Raw genomic sequence first — 18,028 nt, forward strand, 5'->3', positions numbered from 1 at the left:
CCGCCTTCCTTGGATGATCTCGATCGTCTTGCCTTCCCCAACACCGTGTGGAAGTGGCATGTCCAAGATCAAGGGGGAGTCCGTGTTCGAGGTCAGCTATGGATGTTGATGAGGAGCAAGTCGCCCTCACGCCCTAGCCGCGACTCGTCCGCTGAGCCGACGACGAGAGAGGTCGTTCCGTTCAGTGTGAACGTCCCACCGCGACGGTGTTTGCGCCGGAAGTTCTTCCACTTCTTCCATACCGCGAGTTCCGCCGTCATGACCGCGTCGACACAGGTCGACCAGCCCGGTTCGTTCATCGCAGTGAGCAGGGCTCCGATAACCTCCTCAGGTACGCGAGCGGTCGGCTTGTCTACCGGTAGACCGGCTTCTTGCCGAGTGTAAAAGTTATTGAGCGCATCGGACGAGTACCCGATCACGAGCCGCGTATCTACTGCGGCACTGTCCAGAATCTTGAGGCGGTCGATGAGGTAGGCGCCGAGAGCATCAGCCTCAGTGAATACCGTCGCGCCCGCTCTGTGCATCCCCGCCCGAGTCCGTGCGTAGTGATGGAACGCTGGCGGGTCCGTGAGGATTTCGGTGACCATCAGCAGGTCCGTGAGGGAAACGACCCAGGTGGGCCGGTTAACGTTGCCGGCAACTGTCAGACCGCCCGAGGCGAACGGGTCGATCCGCTCGAACGTGGCGATTATCGCTGTTCCGCCTGACACGACGTCTGGAAGGACCGGTCTCGACCTGCCGTTCTCTGTGGACGCAAATGTGCGGCCGCCGTCATCAAGTATGTAGGTCAGGGCTCGGTCGGTCTGGTCCAGCGCTTTACCTAGGATCGACTCGATCTTCGAGTCGACCCGGCGCGGGGCACCGCGCCGCCCGGCCTCGGTCAGTGTGATTGCCTTAGCTTCGACCACTAGCGGCCACTCGGACGCAACGAGAGTGTCGATCTCACCGTGCTGCCCCGAAGCGGCATCATAGTGTTGCGCCGACTGCACGCTGGGGGCGCCAAACACCTTCTCCAGCGCGCCGCTGACCAGGCGCTCGTGCGCGTCTTGGCGGTGCTTGAAGTACTTCTGCGGGTCGAAGCCGTTCCGCTTCGGTTCCGCGGCGAGGCGGGAGTGGATGATCGAAGACAGCGACCACGGATCAGGCACGAGGTAGGTGCCGCCGCCCAGGTTGATGCAGGGATGTGTGCGCGCCCGGTTCGCATCGCCGGGCACACGGAACTCGGGTTGGCAGCCGTACTCCGTCGAGAAGAAGTCCAACATCGCGTTGACCTGCTCCACGGCGATGCCGGTGCTTGCCGCGACATCCTCGGGCCTCCACAGCGTGATCGCATCGAACGCCCTGCGCATCACTTCGTCTGTCTCGGTGCTCGGTCCACCGCTGTTCAACGCATCGGTCAAGCCCGCGAGAGCTGCGGTAAACATGCTGCTCGTCGACCGGGTGTGAATCCGGGTCGCGCGAATCACGTCTGCGGGATCGAACCCGAGCCCGTTCACGTAGTAGTCGTGGTACCGCCCGAAGACCTCCGCATCGACTTGCTCGAGATGCACTGCGAAGCCGGGCATCCGGTCCGACTGATACTCCATCTGCAGCTGATGCAGCACAAACTCACGGTCCGCAGCGGTGGCGTCTGCGTTCTCGGTGGACTCAGTGAACATGCGCACCTGATCGGCCTCGAAGATGTCGCTGATCAGCTGACTCACACGCTGCGAAATCTCAGCGGGGGTGTCTACGTCACCGCCCGGTTCCACAGACAGCGCGACACCCACCAGGTATTCGATCTGCGCCGCCCACGTCGACGTGAGATCACCGTCGGCGAGGCTCTCGCTACCCGAGAACGTGACCATCGCCGCAGGTACTGCCACGGAGTTAATGAGCTGAGTGAGATCGCGGCCAGCCATCAGCCCGCGGAGCTCCTCAACCAACGCAGGCACATCAGCCGCGTCTGACGTAAGCGCCTCCAGGAACTCGGCCATGATCGCGTCCCGTTCAGGCCCCGGCGGCAGTGACGTCCGCACCACTCCAGTCCCGGAGGTAGTGGTCTCGTACAGCGCGTCGGACACGAAGGAGCGAGGATGTGGGAATCCGCCGAGTCTGGACATGGAGCGAGCGTAGAGGTGTCCCCCGACAAGAAGGTGCGATCGACTCCTCTCGTGCGCTGCATCTCAGTTTCCGCCGGATTATGCGCTGGCCTATCTGAATCTGGCGCCCAGCTACTCCAACGAGGGGCAATGCGGCCACAATTAGTCTGCACATTGGCGAGAGCGCTTGAGCTGCAGACGATCTCAAGGTACAACGGACACCGAAACCGGCCGGATCGCACGGCCACCGCAACCGTCAGGATCGCCCATGAGCACGCGCTTCACAGTCACAAACCACGCCGCCGCAGCACGCGCCGCCTCCAAGCTCCCCAACGCGCTCACCATGGCGGCCACCACGATCGCCGTGACCAGTCAGCAGCTGCGGCCCCACCCGGACGATCCCGTCCCGCCCAACGTCGCTCTGGCCGCGCTGGTGAAGTGGCAGCGCGGCCAGGCCCGCCGCGAAAGCAAGATCAGCGCAGTGATGCTCCTGCTCCACGAGGCCGGTGCGTCCGAGCGCGGGCTCGCCGACGCCCTCGGAATGAGCCGGGGCACCGTCGCGGCGCGCCTCGCCGAGGCCAGAGCAGAACGGGACGTCGAGGCCGAGGCGGCCAGCCAGTGACCGCACCCGTGGCCCACACGGCGCCCTACAGACCGCCGCCCGCGCGCGGCGCCGGTCACGCATTCCACCTCGCACGCGGTGCCGCGTATCGACTCGTGACCTGCACCTTTCCTGATATCTGCGGTATCAGCGGCCGTGTCGCGCGTGTCTGTTCGCGCTACAAGCTGCGCTACAGCGAGAGCTACAGCCAGCTCTACGCCACGACGGCCGTATCGACGCGCCACATCGGCCGGACGAGCACCGGACCGGCCGGACGGATGGGCCACAGCGGCCGGACCAGCCGTATCCGCAGTCCACGGGCTATCTCGGGAGGCTTCCGGTGAGCACCACGCCGCAGCGCTTCTGGGTTGTCAGCCTGATCTCCGCCGTCACCGTGTCTGTTGCCGGGAACGTCGGGCACGCGCTGTTGTCGGCTCCTGCGGACCTGCGTGTCCCTGCCGCTGTCGCCGCTGCGCTACCGCCGATCGCGCTCCTCGCCGTCACGGAGGGCTTGGCCCGCACCGCTGGCCACGGCCTGCGGCGCTGGGCCTACAGGGTGGGTGTAGCGGGTGCGCTGGCGATCGCCGTCCTGGCGTTCGTGTTGTCGTTCGCTGCGCTGCGCGACCTCGCCATCACGCTCGGCCAGCCGCCCGCTGTTGCTGCCGGATGGCCCCTGTTGGCCGACGCCACGATCGCGGTGGCATCGGTCATGCTGCTCGCGGCACGGCCCGAGACACAGCCCATCGTGCACCATGACGCGGACGAGGCAGCGGAGCCCGCTGCGAAGCGTGACGCGGACACCGTGACACACGAGGTGCACCACAGTGCCGAGCCCGCGTATCCGGCAGGCCTCGCGTGGATGACGCAGCCCTCAACGCGTTCGATCGACCGCGACGCGAAGGTCGCGTCTCAGCTCTCGATCAGCGGCGACACTATGCACCAGCTCGGCGACGCGGCCGCTGACTCAGCCCCGGCATCACGAAGCGACGCGACGCGACGCCGTGACGCAGCGACCGTGACGCAAGTCGGCGACGCAGCTGCGTCTGCACCGCGACGCACCGCGGTGACGCAGTTGGGTGACGCGGCCGACCGTGACGCTGAGATCTTGCGGCGGGCCCGCGACGGCGAGTCGAGCCGCGAGATCGCCGCGGCGATGGGCATCAGCCCCAGTACCGCGCAGAGGGTCATCCGACGCGCCGCGTAATCGGCGCCCACGGCGCCGTTCGGACCGCCTCGCCCGCGTCCGCCAGCTAGCCTGCGCCGGCCAGCGTCACCATCTCCGCCTGTCACAGGCAAGACGAGGGCCGTCCATCGCGGCGACCGCACGCGTGTCCACAACAACGGGACTGGTTGGACATGCGCCTGCAGCTCGCCCGGTCCGAGTTGCGCGACGCGGCTGATACCCGTGGTCGCGAAGGGAACCGACATCAACGTCCCGTGGTCACCGTAGACGCACGCCGCAGCTGCGGCGCCAGCGTCGAGCGGCCGGGCGGCAACCGGTGATCGTCGCGCTATACGCGTGGACCCGCTCGCCGTTCAGTTGGGCCGCCGCCGCGCTGGCGCCGCGGTCTCGCTATGGATCAGGCCGCCGCGCGAAGCGTTCGGGCCGCCCGCCGAGGTGGTGAAGGCGAGGTAGGCGGATACTGCGCCACCGCAATTACGAGCGCGGATGGCACTGTGTGGGCGCTCGCGCCGGGCGCGGTCGACGGGAAGCTCCACCGCGTCGACCCGGCGAGTGTGAACCGTGACGCTGCGGAATGCATGCGGTAGCCATCACGTAAACCAGAACAGCCCCAGCACCTTCGAAGGCGCTGGGGCTGTTGCGTGTGCAGCGCATGATCTCGGCGGATCTCCTCCGGGTGCACGATCCGGCCGTCGTCGAACTTCACCCTCTCGCCACACTGCGTAACCCGGCTCACCCGCCCCGCGCGCCGACAGATTCAGTGGTGGCGCAGGCGCTCGGGCCTGGTTCGCGCGGAGTCGGTCCTGGCCGGCTACTCCGGATCGATCCCGAGTTCTCGCATCCGCTCCGCCACGCGTCGCTGAACTTCAACCTCGACCGGATCCACTGCGTCCCGCGGCTCCCGGCTCGACGGTTTGGGCGTAACCGCTGCGCTCATCCGCTCCGCGAGACGCACATCAGACCCTCGAGCGGCAACGATGTAACGCTCAGCCGCCTCGCTGGACTTGTGCCGGAGCCGATCTCGCATCTCGGCCGGAGTAGCACCCGCCTCGGCCGCCAGAGTGTTCCCTGTCCGGCGTAGGTCGTGGAACACCAGGTTGGGGAGGCTGACCGCCTTCCTCGCGCGACCGAAAGCGGTGCGGAGGGTGATGGGTAGCAAGGGATCCTCCGGGTGTGTGCGCCCCCGGAACATCCACGCGGACGGCTCCGGGTCGGCGAACCGATCGAGATGCCGCCAGATCTCGGGAACGATGTGCGGCGGCACGGCAACATCTTCTACGCGTTGCTCCGCCTTGCTGCCGCGCACGACAAGGAAACTCTTCTCCCCGGCCGGCGTGCCTCCCGCGCGCGGCACTATATGGCGCCGGATCTTCAACTTGACCGACGGCGCCAGCGGGACCGGCGTACTGGGGTCCGCCACGATATCCGCTCGCTGTAGCCCGAGCACCTCACCGGCCCGCAAACCGCACCACGCGGCGATCAAGATCGTTGCGCGGTCACGTTCCGACATCGCTTCCGTCAGCCGGTCGAGCTCCTCGAGTGAGGCTGTCTGTCCCTCCCTGGCCGGCGTGAGCTTCTTCGCGCCCTTGATGCGCAGCGGGGACACTGCAATCAACCCGCGGTCGACTGCGATGGCCAACATTGCCGCGAGCGCCTCGTAGCATCTGACGCGTTGTGAGGGCTTGTCGAGGCAGCACCCGTCCCACCAGCTCCGACACTGCTCGGGCGTCAGACCTTGCAGGGGCGTGTGGCCCAGGACCGGCAGGATGTACGCCTCCACTCGCGCCCGGCTCAGCGTGCTGTGGGTGTGCCCCGTCAACGTCGCGAGCCAAACCTCGGCGAGATCGGCGACCGTGAACGCAGCCACCTCTGCCTCACGTGCGGCAACCTCGGCTGCAGCAGCTTCCTGCTCGGGTGTGAGCCACCGCCCCTCGTCGACCGCCGTTCGAATCTTCGCAAGCGCCAGCTCCGCCTGCTTCGACGTGCCGAAGCTCCCGGCAGGATAGGCGCGTCCGTCAGGCCCCGTATACCGGGCCTGGTACCGGCCCGAGGGCAGCTTCCGCACGCTGCCGAACCCACGCCTGCCTGCCACGCCGTCACCTATCCGTTGCCGCGATCTGGCCCGCGGAGGAGCGTGCCAGATATGTGCCAGATACGAGTGTAGAACCTGTCCACAGCTGTTCATCAGAGGACTTTGACATAATGCTCTTTACCTGCGAGTTTCCACTCGCATCACTGGCCAGCGCGTTTCCCTAAACTACCAGTAGCCGTTGTTCGCGGCCATGGTGAAGCTCAGGAAGTCGTGCCGCTGATCACGGACGGACTCCCGGTACGTGAGGTCGTTCGTGACATTGCCTGCTGCGAAAACAAGTACCCCGGGCATGGCGCCCCTCCTCGTCTGCCGTGCGGCCGGCGGTATCCGGCCGTCACCGACGAGTGTCACCCGTGGGCCCCGCCGCGAACGGTGGTCGCGGCGGGGCCTGTGGAGAAAAAAGGTTATGTACGCTTACCTGTGGATAACGCCGTCAGACAGCGCCTTCCGGGGAGAGCCATCCGGCATCCTCGAAGCCGCGCAGGTACCGGTCGACGAGCGCGCGGTCCAGGTGCGGGATGTCGCCCGGGCCCACGTTCTCGGCGCGCACGGCCTCCCGGAACCGGTCGGCGGTGAGCGCGCCGCCGGCGCCGGCCGGGGTCGGGCGTGCGAACGAGTGCAGCAGCGGCAGCACGGAGCGCTGACGGTCCGCGTCGGGCAGCGCCCGCAGGGCGCGCTCGAACCGCTCGAGCCACTCGTCGTAGTCCGCGATCCGCTCGACGGTGCGCTCCTGCGCGATCCAGTCCACGAAGCTGTCAAGACTCACGGCGTCGTCGTTGACGTTGAGCACGTGGAAGGTCCGGAAGCCCTCGCGCGCCGCCGATCCGAGCGTGACGATCGACTCCGCGGTGAAGTCCACGGGCAGGCCGTCGTAGTGCGGGCTGCGCCCGGAACCGTCGGGCTCGTAGAAGGACTGCGGCGCGAGGCCCGTCTCCGCGATGCTCAGCAGCAGGCGGGTGAACTGATCGACGGGGTTGTACTGACCGCGGAACCGGCTGTGCGCCAGGATCATGTCGGACCGGAACACACGTACCGGTAGCCCCGCGAGGTCGGATGCCTCGCGCAGCAGCACCTCACCCGCCCACTTGCTCACGGCGTAGCCGTTGGCGTAGGCGTCCGCACCGATCCGGCGCTCGGCGCCGAGCACGCGGACATCGTCGTCCTCGACGAGCAGGCGGCCGTCGTCCTGCGGGACCACGGCCACCGTCGAGACGTAGTCCACGGACTTGCGCCGGTCCGTGACGGCGAGGCGGACGATCTCGGCGGTCGCCACCACGTTCGGGCCGAACAACTGGTCGTAGGGCAGCACGTGGTTGACGAGCGCGCCGCAGTGCACGACGTGGTCGACGGTGTGCGTGAGGCGTTCCCACGCGCCGTCGTCGAGGCCCAGCGAGGGGCTGCCGAAGTCGCCCGGCACGACCTCCAAGTGTCCGGCCGCGAGCCGCGCGAACTCCTCGGTCAACGCCGGGTCGGCGGTGCCGATCGCGTCGAACACCCGACGGCGGGCGTCGTCGGCGTCGGTGCCCCGCACCAGGGCGACGACGGTCCCGTCGTTCCGCGCCACGCGGCGCAGCCACTCGAGCAGCAGGAACCGTCCGAGGTAGCCGGTCGCGCCGGTGAGCAGGACCGTCTTGGGTTCCCCGTGCGGCGCGGGCTTCGACGGTGCCGCAGCCAGCAGGTCCGCATCGATGAACCGGTCGAGCCGGAGGTCTGCGGCGCGGGCGATCGACGCACCAGTGCCGTGGATCGATGCGGCGGTGGGCGCCTGGACGGCGCCGGCGCGGGCGGCCTCGATGTGCGCGACCACCCCGGCGAGAGTCGCGGTGGGCCCCACGATGGTCTGCACGGGCACGGGCAGGTCGTAGAGCCCCTCGAGCGTGGTGGCGAGCGAGAGCGCCGACAGGGAGTCGCCCCCGAGGTCGACGAAGCGCGTCCCGCCGTCGAGCTCCGCGGGGAGCACGCCGAGGGTGAGAGCTGCGGCCCGCACGACGGTGTCGGCGACCGGGCCGTCGGCGTCGAGTCCGCGTAGTCCGTCCCGACGGCGCTCCTCGGCGGCGGCGTACAAGGCTGCGAGCCGGTCGCCGTAGTGGGCGGTCAGAGCGGGGCGCACCAGTTTGCCGATGCCCGAGCGCAGTCCGTTCTCCGCGGAGAAGGGCTCGCGCTCGATGATCACGTCGCGCGGCAGCTCGTAGCCGGCGAGCTCGTTCTCACGGGCGACGGTGGCGAGGGCGTCGAGGACTCGACCTCGGGCCTGCTCGTCGGTCTCGTCGGCGGGACCGGGCGCCGGGACGACGACGGCCACTAGGTACGAGCGCTCGCTGGTGCCGTGCAGGAAGATCTGGTGCACCGCTGGGTTCGCGGAGTAGGTCGCCTCGAGCTGGGCGATGGGCACGAACTCACCCTGCGCGAGCTTGATCACGTTGCTGCGCCGGTCGACGTACTCGAGCCGATCGGGTCCGAGTTCGGCCATCACGTCGCCCGTGCGGTAGTACCCGTCCTCATCGAGGACCTGCTTGTCGGAGCGGTAGTAGCCGGGGATCAGCTGGCTGGACTTCACCAGGAGCTCACCTCGCGGATGCGGCTGATCAGTGGTGAGGTAGCCCAACTCGGGCACGTCGATGAGCTTGTAGTCGATCACGGGCGGCCGCGATACGACACCGTCGACGATGACCCCACCGGCCTCGGTGGAGCCGTACCCGATCTGGATGCTCACGCCGAGCAGCTGCTCCATGAACGCCTGCAGGTCGGCGGAGAGTGCGGCGCTGCCGCAGACGGCGGCCGCGATGTTTCCGCCGAGCACCTCGTCCCGCAGGTAGGTGCGGGCGGACTCGGCGTCGGTCTCCGCCTCCAGGGCGAGGAACCGTTGGTGCACCAGCTCGCAGACGCGCGGGACGAGGGCGATCGCGGTCGGGCGAGCCTCGGCGAGGTCGTCGAACAGGCTGGACATGTCGGCCGCGGAGGCGAAGTACCCGACGCCGCCTGCCGCGAGGCCCGCGATCAGCCAATTCCGCCCGTACATGTGGCTCATCGGGAGGAAGTGCAGGAGCACGCCGGTGGGGATGTCGTCGTCGATGATGCTCTCGACCTTGAGCCACGCGTGCACCACGAGGTGCTCGGTGTACATCGCCCCCTTCGGCGTGCCGGTGCTCCCGGACGTGTAGATCAGCGTCACGAGCCGGTCGCCGTCGGGCTCAGCGGCGCGGTACGGCTCGGGAACGGGAAGTGCCGCGCCGCGGGAGATCTCGTCGTCGAGAGTCGTCGCGCCGGGGGCGGCACCGTCGAAGACGACGAGGCGCGGGTCCGTGCCGGACTCGGCCACCGCGGCGCGGGCGAGCGGGAGCTGCGCGGCGCTGACGGCGAGGATCTTCGGCGCGGTCTCGTCGAGGATCGCCGCGATGCGCGCTGCGGGGGCGCCCGCCTGCAGGGGCACGTTCGGCGCGCCGAGCAGTGTGGTGGCGAGGTCCACGACCACGAAGTCGGGGCTGGTGAAGCCGAGGACGGCGACGAAGTCCCCCGGCTGCAGTTCCTCGCGCCAGGCGGCGGTCAGGGCGGTGACGCGGTGCCACACCTGGCCGTAGGTGGTACCGCGGTACGGACCGTCGGGACCGCCGTCGCGGGTCGCGAACGCGGGACGGTCCGCGAACCGGGTGAAGGCGGACGTGATGACATCGGCCAGGTGACCGGGCGATCCCCCGGCTCCGCACGCGGCACCTGCGGCCGTGTTCGGTTCGGTCGACTCGACGATCTCGACGGACATGAGCAACACCCCAATTCAATACGGGACTCTAACTAACTTCATCCTCACTGTAGCTACTAACGAGTAGCTACGCACGTTCCGCGCATCACGATCCGAAACCTTCACCGTCCGTTCGCCGAGTGGTGAACTGGCGAACCGTACCCGTCGCGTCCGATCGAGAGGCAGCCGTGAGCTCCGTCAATCCCCTGCACCTGCACTGGTTCCTGCCCACCTACGGCGACTCGCGGAACCTCATGGCCGGCGGACACGGCAGCTCGATGAGCGGCGACCGTCCCGCCGATCTGCACTACCTCAAGCAGCTGGCACTGGCCGCCGAGGCGAACAGGTTCGAGGCCGTCCTCATCCCGACCGGTCTGTGGTGCGAGGACGCGTGGCTGACCGCCGCGCTCCTCACCGAGGCGACCCGGGACCTGAAGTTCCTCGTCGCTCTCCGCCCCGGCCTCGTCAGCCCGTTGCTCTCGGCGCAGATGGCCAGCACCCTGCAGTGGCAGTCCGGCGGGCGCGTCCTGCTCAACGTCGTGACCGGCGGCGAGTCGTCCGAGCAGCGCGCCTTCGGCGACACCCTCAGCAAGGACGAGCGGTACGAGCGCTGCGGCGAGTTCCTCGACATCACGCGGCGCCTCTGGACCTCCGACGGGCCGGTCACCTTCGCCGGGAAGCACCTGAGCACCGAGGGCGCCGTGCTCGCCCGTCGCCCCGATCCGGCGCCGCCGGTGTTCTTCGGCGGCAGCTCCCCCGCGGCCGGCGATGTCGCCGCGAAGTACGCGGACACATACCTCACCTGGGGTGAGCCGCCGGCGCAGGTGAAGAAGAAGGTGGATTGGATCCGCGCCCTGGCCGCCGCGCAGGGCCGCGAACTCACCTACGGCATCCGCCTGCACGTGATCTCGCGCGACACCAGCGAGGAGGCCTGGGCCGAGGCCAACCGCCTCCTCGGCAACCTCGACCCCGCCACCGTTCGTGCCGCGCAGGCCAGCCTCGCCAGGAGCGAGTCCGAGGGGCAGCGCCTCATGCGTGAACTGCACGGCGGCGGAACCGCGTTCGACGAGGCCGCCGACGCCCGCTCGCTGCAGGTGTACCCGGGCCTCTGGACCGGCGTCGGCCTGGTCCGCGGCGGCGCGGGCACGGCGCTCGTCGGCTCGCACGACGAGGTGGCCGACCTCATCGCCGAGTACGCCGCCCTCGGCCTCGACCACTTCATCCTCTCCGGGTACCCGCACCTGGAAGAGGCGTACCACTTCGGCGAGGGCGTGCGCCCCCGCCTGGCCGCGCGCGGTCTGCTCGACGACGGACGGGCACCGTCGGAGCCGGTCCGCGGAGCCTTCCTGCCGGACCTGGCCCCCACCTCCTAGCCTCCCCGAATCACGAAGGACGACAACGATGAGCACCGAGAAGATCGCCGACGAGGTCAAGTTCGCCTACTGGGTCCCCAATGTCTCGGGCGGCCTGGTCACCAGCGACATCGAGCAGCGCACCAGCTGGGACTTCGAGTACAACAAGAAGCTGGCGCAGACGGCCGAGCGCGTGGGCTTCGAGTACGCGCTCTCGCAGGTGCGGTACATGGCCAGCTACGGCGCCGAGTACCAGCACGAGTCCACGTCCTTCAGCCTCGCACTGCTCGGCGCGACGGAGAAGCTCAAGGTGATCGCCGCCGTGCACCCGGGGCTGTGGCACCCCGCCGTGCTGGCCAAATTCGGCGCCACCGCCGACCACCTGTCGAACGGGCGCTTCGCGATCAACGTGGTCTCCGGGTGGTTCGCGGGTGAGTTCAAGGCGCTCGGCGAGCCCTGGCTCGAGCACGACGAGCGCTACCGCCGAAGTGCCGAGTTCCTCGAGGTGATCCGGAAGATCTGGACCGAGGACAACGTCGATTTCGGCGGCGACTTCTACCGGATCCGCGACTTCACGCTGAAGCCGAAGCCGCTCAACACGGCGGAGCGCCCCAACCCGGAGCTGTTCCAGGGCGGCAACTCCTCCGCCGCGCGCGTCAACGGCGGCAAGTACGCCGACTGGTACTTCTCCAACGGCAAGGACTTCGACGGCGTCACCGACCAGCTCGACGACCTGCGCCGAATCGCCCGGGAGGCGCAGCGCGAGGTCAAGTTCGGCCTCAACGGCTTCATCATCGCCCGCGACACCGAGAAGGAGGCGCGGGACACCCTGCGCGAGATCGTGGAGAAGGCCAACAAGCCCGCCGTCGAGGGTTTCCGCGACGCCGTGCAGCAGGCCGGCAAGTCCACCTCGGACGGCCGCGGCATGTGGGCGGACTCGTCCTTCGAGGACCTCGTGCAGTACAACGACGGCTTCCGCACGCAGCTGATCGGCACGCCCGAGCAGGTCGCGGAGCGGATCGTCGCCTACAAGCAGCTCGGCGTCGACCTCATCCTCGGCGGCTTCCTGCACTTCCAGGAGGAGATCGAGTACTTCGGCGAGAAGGTCCTGCCCCTGGTCCGCGAGATCGAGGCGAGCCGCTCCGGGGCACTGGTGTGACTCTCGCCGCCGCGATCGACTCCGCCGAGGCGGCGGTCGCCACGGCGCGCGAACTCGCGGCGCGGTTCGCCGACGGTGCCGCGCGCCGCGACCGCGATCGGCACCTGCCGCACCCGGAGGTCGAACTCCTCTCCGAGGCAGGCCTGTTCGCGCTGACTGTGCCCGCCCGGTTCGGCGGGCCCGACCTGCCGCCGTCGGTCGTGGCCGAGGTCTTCCGCATCCTCGCCACCGCGGACGCCTCGCTCGCACAGATCCCGCACAGCCACTACGTGTACCTCACGGCGCTGCGGCTGGCCGGGCCGGAACAGCTGCAGCGCAGGATTTTCGGCCAGGTACTCGACGGTGCGCGGGTCGCCAACGCGCAGTCCGAGCGGGGTGGTCGGAACGTGGCGGACATCGCGACCGTCCTGACTCGAACCCTCGACGGCGCCCGCCTGGACGGCGAGAAGTTCTACTGCACGGGTTCGCCCTACGCGCACCTGCTCGCGGTGCTCGCGCGGGACTCCGGTACCGACGACCAGGTCGTCGCGTTCGTGCCCGCGGACTCACCGGGGGTCGTCGTCGACGACGACTGGAACGGACTGGGGCAGCGTACGACCGGCAGTGGCACCGTCCGGTTCGAGAACGTCGCCGTCCCGCTCGACGCGGTGTTCACCCGGTCGCCCGCGGTGGCCGAGCCCACCGGCTACGGGGCGTTCGCGCAGCTGCTGCACGTCGCGATCGATGCGGGCATCGCCCGCGGGGCCCTGGACGCGGCGGCCGAGTTCGTACGGACGCGGTCGCGCCCGTGGTTCGAGGCGGGGGTCGACCGCGCGCAGGACGATCCGCTAATGATCCAGCGCTTCGGCGAGCTGACCGTCTCCGTCCGGGCCGCGGAGGCCGCACTGACGGTCGCCGGGCGCGCCGTGGACGACGCCTTCGCGACGCCCGGGCCCGACGCGGCGGCGGAGGCCTCGCTCGCCGTCGCCACCGCCAAGGTGCTCGCCGACCGGGCGGCGACCGAGGTGCCCTCGGCGCTGTTCGAGGTCGCCGGCACCCGGAGCGCCGCGGGCGATGCGGGCCTGGACCGGTACTGGCGGGACGCGCGCACGCACACCCTGCACGACCCGGTGCGCTACAAGGTCCACCACCTGGGCAGGTTCACCCTGAACGAAGAGCGGCCTCCCCTGCACGGCGTCGTCTGACGCACCGGAATAGATTCGGACCTTAGTCCGTTTCAGTCGGTACTATGACTACCATGAAGATTCCCGAGTTCGGCGTGGACACGTTCGGCGGAGTGACGAAGGACGCGCAGGGCGAACCCCTGCCCCATCCCCAGGTGATCCGCGATCTCGTCGAGGAGGCCGTGACGGCCGATGCCGTGGGCCTGGACTTCTTCGGCGTCGGCGAGCACCACCGCGCGGACTTCGCCGTCTCGAGCCCGGAGATGGTCCTCTCGGCGATCGCGTCGCGCACCGACTCGATCCGTCTCGGTTCGACGGTGACCGTGCTCAGCTCGGACGATCCGGTGCGGGTGTTCGAGCGGTTCGCGACGCTCGACGCGGTGTCCGACGGCCGCGCCGAGATCGTCGCAGGGCGTGGCTCCTTCACCGAGTCCTTCCCCCTGTTCGGGTACGACCTCCAGGACTACGAGGTTCTCTTCGAGGAGAAGCTCGAGCTGCTCGCGGCGCTGTTGAAGGAGGAGCCGGTCACCTGGTCCGGCACCACCCGCGCGTCGCTGAGCGAGCAGCGTGTCTTCCCGACCACCGCGGACGGCATCCGCGCCTGGGTGGGCGTCGGCGGCAGCCCCGAGTCCGTGGTCCGCACCGCCCGGTACGGCTTCGGCCTCTTCCTGGCGATCATCGGCGGCCCCGCGGACCGGTTCAAGGCCTACGTCGACCTCTTCGAACGGGCCCAGGATGAGTACGGCGTACCCCGCAAGCCGATCGCGGTGCACTCGCCCGGCCTCGTTGCGGAGACGGACGAGCAGGCGCACGCCCTCGTCTTCGACGGCTGGATGAAGATGCGGCAGAGGATGGTCCGCGAGCGCGGCTGGCCGCCGCCCGCCGTCGGCGACTTCGAGCGGGAGATCGAGACGGGCTCGCTGTACATCGGCTCCCCCGAGACGGTGGCGCGGCGGATCGCCGCCACGATCCGCACGCTCGGCGTCGACCGTTTCGACCTCAAGTACGACCAGCCGGTCACGCACGCCGACCTGATGCGCTCGATCGAGCTGTACGGCGAGAAGGTGGTCCCGCTGATCAAGGACATGCTCAGCGACTGACTCGGCGCGTACGCGCCGAGCCGGCCACCTGAACGGTCACCGCTCCCGATCGCCGAAGACGATCTTCGCGCCCGCGGGCGCGGCCTCGATCATGCGGAGCCGGGCCAGCGCCGGCGACGCGTCGAGCATGCGCCCGGCGTTGGCGAGCGCACGCAGCGCGGCGGTCTCGGCACGCGCTTCCTCCAGGCGGGCCGCGCCGCGCGCCTTGGCGGTGATCAGATCGATCGCAGCGCTGCGGATCTCGCTCGGCAGCACGACGTCCTTCACGACGACGCCGAGCACTTGGACACCCACCTCCTCGGCCGCCGCCGACACGCCCCGCCGTACCGTTTCACCGTCGACGGCCCCGGTCCGTCGCAGCAGGTCGTCGACCGCGACACCGGAAAGCGCCTCGCGCAGCGCGATCTGCGCGGCGAGGTAGACGACGGCGTCCGGGTCGACGGCCCGCTCGGTGTACGCGATCGGATCGACGACCTTGACCCGCAGGGTCATCGACACCCGCACCGGTACCGACTCGGCGGTGAGGATCTCCTGCGGGGCCACCGGGATCAGGCGTTCGGCGACGCCGACGAGGACGACGGCCTCCGGACGCCGAACGCGGTATGCGCCCGGCTCGAGGACGCGGGCGAGGGTGCCGTCGCGGTACTCCAAGGCCAGACGGGCCGGACGCACCACGATGCGGCGGCCGCGGACGGCGTTCATGATCGACACGGCGGTTCTCCTTTCGTGTGCGGCCCGGTCGGGCCGTGCGCCCCCGGAGCGTCGCGCTCCGAGGGATGCCAGGTCTGGGTCGTGGCACCGCACCGCCGGGCGAGCGGAGACGGCGGGATGTCCCGGGTAATGGCCGGGGCATCGCAGGGCTGTCACCGCCCGCGGTTCCGGCGGTACGGCGGGCGAGGGACTCGAACCCTCTGGGCCCGAAAGGGGCCGTGCCACTGGAGGGTGACGGGGATTCGAACACGCGGAACCCGATCGCGGTACAACCGCTCGGGCCGCTCCTCCCCGTAGCCGACATCAACACTGACACCGGATCACGGCCGCCGCAACGGGTTTTCCGATCCACTCAGCGACCGTGGTCGCGGTCGGCGCGGTTCCTCACTACTTCGCGGACCGCAGGATGAGGTACTGGGCCGCGGCGCGCTGGATCGCGTCCTCCGCCTGCGAGGAGGTGACGACTGCGACGTAGCGCCCGACGGCCATCGTGCACGCCGCGCGGACCGTCGAGCTGGCGCGTGCGGGAACGGTACTGCACGCCACTCCATCCATGTCTTTGACCTGGATCGGCGTACCTCTGAACCTCACGTACCGCGTAGCCGAGTCCAGCAGTACCCCACTCAGTGCGGGCGCGGACGCGGCGTCCTTCGTCCGGTAGACGGTGGTCCCACCCAGCCCGGCGGCATCGGCTCCCGCCGCAGTGAAGGCCGCGAGAACCGTGTCCGGGGAGTCGGCGCCGAGCGCTATCACCCGCGGTGCGATGTCGCCCTCGTGGTCGAGGTCGCCGCTGTCCGGTGCGAGGGTCAGTGCGGACAGGCCGCTCGGATCGACGGGCAGCTCGCCGCGCTTGTACTCGTCCGTCGGCACGAAGTCCTTCAGCGCCTGGAGCTGCAGGTCGAAGTACTTCCGCACCAGCGCGGCGTTCATCAGTTCGGACGAGACCGCGATCACGACGCTGCCCGAGGCGAGGAACGCCCGAAGCCGCTTCCTCGTCCCGTTCAACTCGTAGGCAACCGCCTTCGGATACCCCTGCATCGAGACGGACTTCTTGGTGTACCCGTACTGCACCAGTTCCGGCTCCAGGAGGCGAGGGTCCGCGACCGCCGCAGCCGCCGCCTCCGGCGAGCTCATCTCCCAGAGGCCGAAATTCACATAGCCGTAGTCCTTGCCGCTGTCCCCGTTCCGCGCGGTGGCGATCACCCCGGCACCGTGGCCCGCCATCACCCTCGACGCGGACGTCCCGAAGGCCGACTCCACCGTGGGTGCGTTCCCGTGGTCCTCGAGCGCGCCGATCGTCATGGGGTTCCCGAATTTCAGAGCCGGGTCGATCGTGCTGTACAGGGGAATCGTCGCCGCGAGCCGCCGCGCTTCCAGGATCTTGCCCATCGTCGCCGACGGCTTCGTGACCACCCGCGGGACGGTGGAGTAACTGCCCGTCGCCAGTGACGCCGTCGACGGCCCCGACGGGGTACCGGGCACCGTCGTCGAGCACGCGGCCAGGACGGTCGCCAGCGCAAGGACCAGCCCAGCCGGAGGCCGCATCAGCCGGCCTTCCGCAGGATCAGGTACTGCGCCGCGGCCTGCTGCTTCGCATCGCCGGTCTGATCCGCCGTGAGCACCGCCGTGTACCGCCCCACGGCGAGGAAGCAGTGCGTCTTGACGTTGGAACCACGCGGCATCGCACTCGACTCGATCCGGCAGATCACGCCGGGCGCACCGGGCACCTCGGTGGCCTGGACGCCGGATTCCATCGGCTGCACGATGTCGGCCAGCTCGTCACGCAGCGTCCGGGCCGTGGCCTCGTCCCTCGCCCGGAGGACCGCATCGCTGCCGAGGCCCACGAGATCCACCCCGGCAGCGTCGAGCGCCTTCCGAGTGTCCTCGACGCGATCGGAGTCCGCGGCGAAGAGCTTCGGTGTGGTCCAGCCGTCCGTGACGAAGTACTCCGTCTTCTCGGGCACGAGGGTGCGCGAGGCGATGCCGTCCTTGTCGACGGGCAGGTCCGCGAGCTTCTCCGTCGGCGTCGGTGTGAAAGTCTTCAGCGCCGCGATCTGGCGGTCGTAGAACCTGCCGATCGCAGCGGCCCCGGCGGGAATCTTGGCGTACGAGGCCAACACGTACCGCCCCGACGCCACGAGACTGTTGATCGCCACGTCTTTGCCCACGGTCTGCGAGTAGGACACCGCCGCGGGGTACCCCGGAATCGTGACCGGCACGCGCGGGATGCCACCATCCGTCGATGCCGACGCGAGGATCTTCGGATCGGCCACTGCGGCCGCGGCTGCGGCCGCGGAATCCATCTCCCAGGCTCCGAAGAACATCGTCTTCAGGTCGGAGGTCGACCGCGACGTATCGACGCGGACGTAGTAGCCCGGCCCGCGCTTGTCCATCGCGTTCGCGACCTGGACGCCGAAGGACGCCTCGAGAGAACCGCCGATGTTGTAGTCCCGCAGGGCGCCGGCGAACAGCTGCCCGCCGAACCGCAGGCTCGGGTCGATGTCGGTGGTGAGCGGCATCGTGTCGGCGAGCCGGCGCCCCTCCATCACTGCGCCGCGCGCCGCGGAGCGCTCCGGCACCGTCCGCACGGTGGTCGCGTAGTTTCCCGTGTCCAGGCGCACGGCGGACGACGGTGCGCTGGCCGTCCCCGGCACCTCGGTCGCGCAGCCCGCGAGTGCCGTGACCATCAGCACCGCTGCCAGTCCGAACGTTCCTCGCCGCATCGTTCTCCCCTCGCACCCTCCCCAGAGCCTTTGCAGTCACGATATCCCGATCGCGGATGATTCCGTCGTCGAATGACCTCAGCACGTTCTCCCTCAGCGGAACACTGGCCCGGCCACAACGCCCGAG

At 69.3% G+C, this 18,028-nt stretch carries 13 protein-coding genes; 6 read left to right on the forward strand and 7 right to left on the reverse strand.

The genetic code is table 11. The annotated features are described in order from the left end of the window. Positions 1–92: 92 nt before the first annotated feature. Positions 93–2,102, reverse strand: coding sequence for a hypothetical protein (locus tag AXK60_RS13260; protein ID WP_068571617.1), 2,010 nt, complete (start codon positions 2,100–2,102; stop codon positions 93–95). A 247-nt stretch (positions 2,103–2,349) separates the two neighbouring features. Here AXK60_RS13260 and AXK60_RS13265 point away from each other — a divergent pair, with 247 nt between their 5' ends. Beyond that, a complete protein-coding gene (locus tag AXK60_RS13265; RefSeq protein WP_068571618.1) occupies positions 2,350–2,703 on the forward strand; it encodes a hypothetical protein in 354 nt (117 codons plus the stop codon). A 319-nt stretch (positions 2,704–3,022) separates the two neighbouring features. Next, a complete protein-coding gene (locus AXK60_RS13270) occupies positions 3,023–3,886 on the forward strand; it encodes a DUF2637 domain-containing protein (protein ID WP_068571619.1) in 864 nt (287 codons plus the stop codon). A gap of 790 nt (positions 3,887–4,676) precedes the next feature. On the opposite strand, the gene AXK60_RS13275 is transcribed toward AXK60_RS13270, so the two are convergent. The 3 genes from AXK60_RS13275 to car form a co-directional block, all read right to left on the reverse strand. Continuing rightward, positions 4,677–5,930, reverse strand: a complete 1,254-nt coding sequence (locus AXK60_RS13275; protein WP_175400016.1) for a tyrosine-type recombinase/integrase — start codon at positions 5,928–5,930, stop codon at positions 4,677–4,679. A 192-nt stretch (positions 5,931–6,122) separates the two neighbouring features. Next, positions 6,123–6,248, reverse strand: coding sequence for a hypothetical protein (locus AXK60_RS27825; RefSeq protein WP_280512888.1), 126 nt, complete (start codon positions 6,246–6,248; stop codon positions 6,123–6,125). A 142-nt stretch (positions 6,249–6,390) separates the two neighbouring features. Continuing rightward, positions 6,391–9,714 carry a carboxylic acid reductase gene (car, locus tag AXK60_RS13280; protein ID WP_139057946.1) on the reverse strand — a complete coding sequence of 1,108 codons (3,324 nt, stop codon included), beginning with the start codon at positions 9,712–9,714 and terminating at the stop codon, positions 6,391–6,393. A gap of 233 nt (positions 9,715–9,947) precedes the next feature. Between car and AXK60_RS13285 the strand changes: the two genes are divergently transcribed. From AXK60_RS13285 to AXK60_RS13300, 4 genes are read left to right on the forward strand one after another with little or no spacing between them, the layout of a single operon-like run. Continuing rightward, positions 9,948–11,066 carry an LLM class flavin-dependent oxidoreductase gene (locus AXK60_RS13285; RefSeq protein ID WP_068571710.1) on the forward strand — a complete coding sequence of 373 codons (1,119 nt, stop codon included), beginning with the start codon at positions 9,948–9,950 and terminating at the stop codon, positions 11,064–11,066. Positions 11,067–11,094: 28 nt separating this feature from the next. Then, entirely contained in the window at positions 11,095–12,204 is a 1,110-nt protein-coding gene (gene sfnG, locus AXK60_RS13290; protein ID WP_068571622.1) for a dimethylsulfone monooxygenase SfnG, read from the forward strand. Next, positions 12,201–13,388: an SfnB family sulfur acquisition oxidoreductase gene (locus tag AXK60_RS13295; RefSeq protein WP_068571623.1), complete on the forward strand. Its 1,188-nt coding sequence runs from the start codon at positions 12,201–12,203 to the stop codon at positions 13,386–13,388. Before sfnG ends, AXK60_RS13295 begins: the two co-directional genes overlap by 4 nt. A gap of 44 nt (positions 13,389–13,432) precedes the next feature. Beyond that, complete coding sequence (locus AXK60_RS13300; protein ID WP_425315219.1) at positions 13,433–14,467, forward strand: Atu2307/SP_0267 family LLM class monooxygenase; 1,035 nt, start codon at positions 13,433–13,435, stop codon at positions 14,465–14,467. 36 nt (positions 14,468–14,503) lie between these two features. Here the strand turns inward: AXK60_RS13300 and AXK60_RS13305 are convergent, their stop codons facing one another. The 3 genes from AXK60_RS13305 to AXK60_RS13315 form a co-directional block, all read right to left on the reverse strand. Continuing rightward, the gene (locus AXK60_RS13305) at positions 14,504–15,169 is read right to left on the reverse strand and encodes an SPFH domain-containing protein (protein WP_068571711.1); all 666 of its coding nucleotides are present in this window, start codon (positions 15,167–15,169) and stop codon (positions 14,504–14,506) included. Positions 15,170–15,565: 396 nt separating this feature from the next. Beyond that, entirely contained in the window at positions 15,566–16,723 is a 1,158-nt protein-coding gene (locus tag AXK60_RS13310) for a DUF7373 family lipoprotein (protein ID WP_139057947.1), read from the reverse strand. Continuing rightward, a complete protein-coding gene (locus AXK60_RS13315) occupies positions 16,723–17,901 on the reverse strand; it encodes a DUF7373 family lipoprotein (RefSeq protein WP_139057948.1) in 1,179 nt (392 codons plus the stop codon). The genes AXK60_RS13310 and AXK60_RS13315 overlap by 1 nt, the downstream gene beginning before the upstream one ends. Positions 17,902–18,028: the final 127 nt, after the last annotated feature.

This window comes from Tsukamurella pseudospumae (genome assembly GCF_001575195.1).
GTDB lineage: Bacteria > Actinomycetota > Actinomycetes > Mycobacteriales > Mycobacteriaceae > Tsukamurella > Tsukamurella pseudospumae.

Coding starts and splice junctions, on each gene's coding strand:
- sfnG (WP_068571622.1), top strand. CDS start 11,095: ATGAGCACCGAGAAGATCGCCGACGAGGTCAAGTTCGCCTACTGGGTC.
- AXK60_RS13300 (WP_425315219.1), top strand. CDS start 13,433: ATGACTACCATGAAGATTCCCGAGTTCGGCGTGGACACGTTCGGCGGA.
- AXK60_RS13260 (WP_068571617.1), bottom strand. CDS start 2,102: ATGTCCAGACTCGGCGGATTCCCACATCCTCGCTCCTTCGTGTCCGAC.
- AXK60_RS13315 (WP_139057948.1), bottom strand. CDS start 17,901: ATGCGGCGAGGAACGTTCGGACTGGCAGCGGTGCTGATGGTCACGGCA.
- AXK60_RS13265 (WP_068571618.1), top strand. CDS start 2,350: ATGAGCACGCGCTTCACAGTCACAAACCACGCCGCCGCAGCACGCGCC.
- AXK60_RS13305 (WP_068571711.1), bottom strand. CDS start 15,169: ATGAACGCCGTCCGCGGCCGCCGCATCGTGGTGCGTCCGGCCCGTCTG.
- AXK60_RS13310 (WP_139057947.1), bottom strand. CDS start 16,723: ATGCGGCCTCCGGCTGGGCTGGTCCTTGCGCTGGCGACCGTCCTGGCC.
- car (WP_139057946.1), bottom strand. CDS start 9,714: ATGTCCGTCGAGATCGTCGAGTCGACCGAACCGAACACGGCCGCAGGT.
- AXK60_RS13285 (WP_068571710.1), top strand. CDS start 9,948: ATGGCCGGCGGACACGGCAGCTCGATGAGCGGCGACCGTCCCGCCGAT.
- AXK60_RS27825 (WP_280512888.1), bottom strand. CDS start 6,248: ATGCCCGGGGTACTTGTTTTCGCAGCAGGCAATGTCACGAACGACCTC.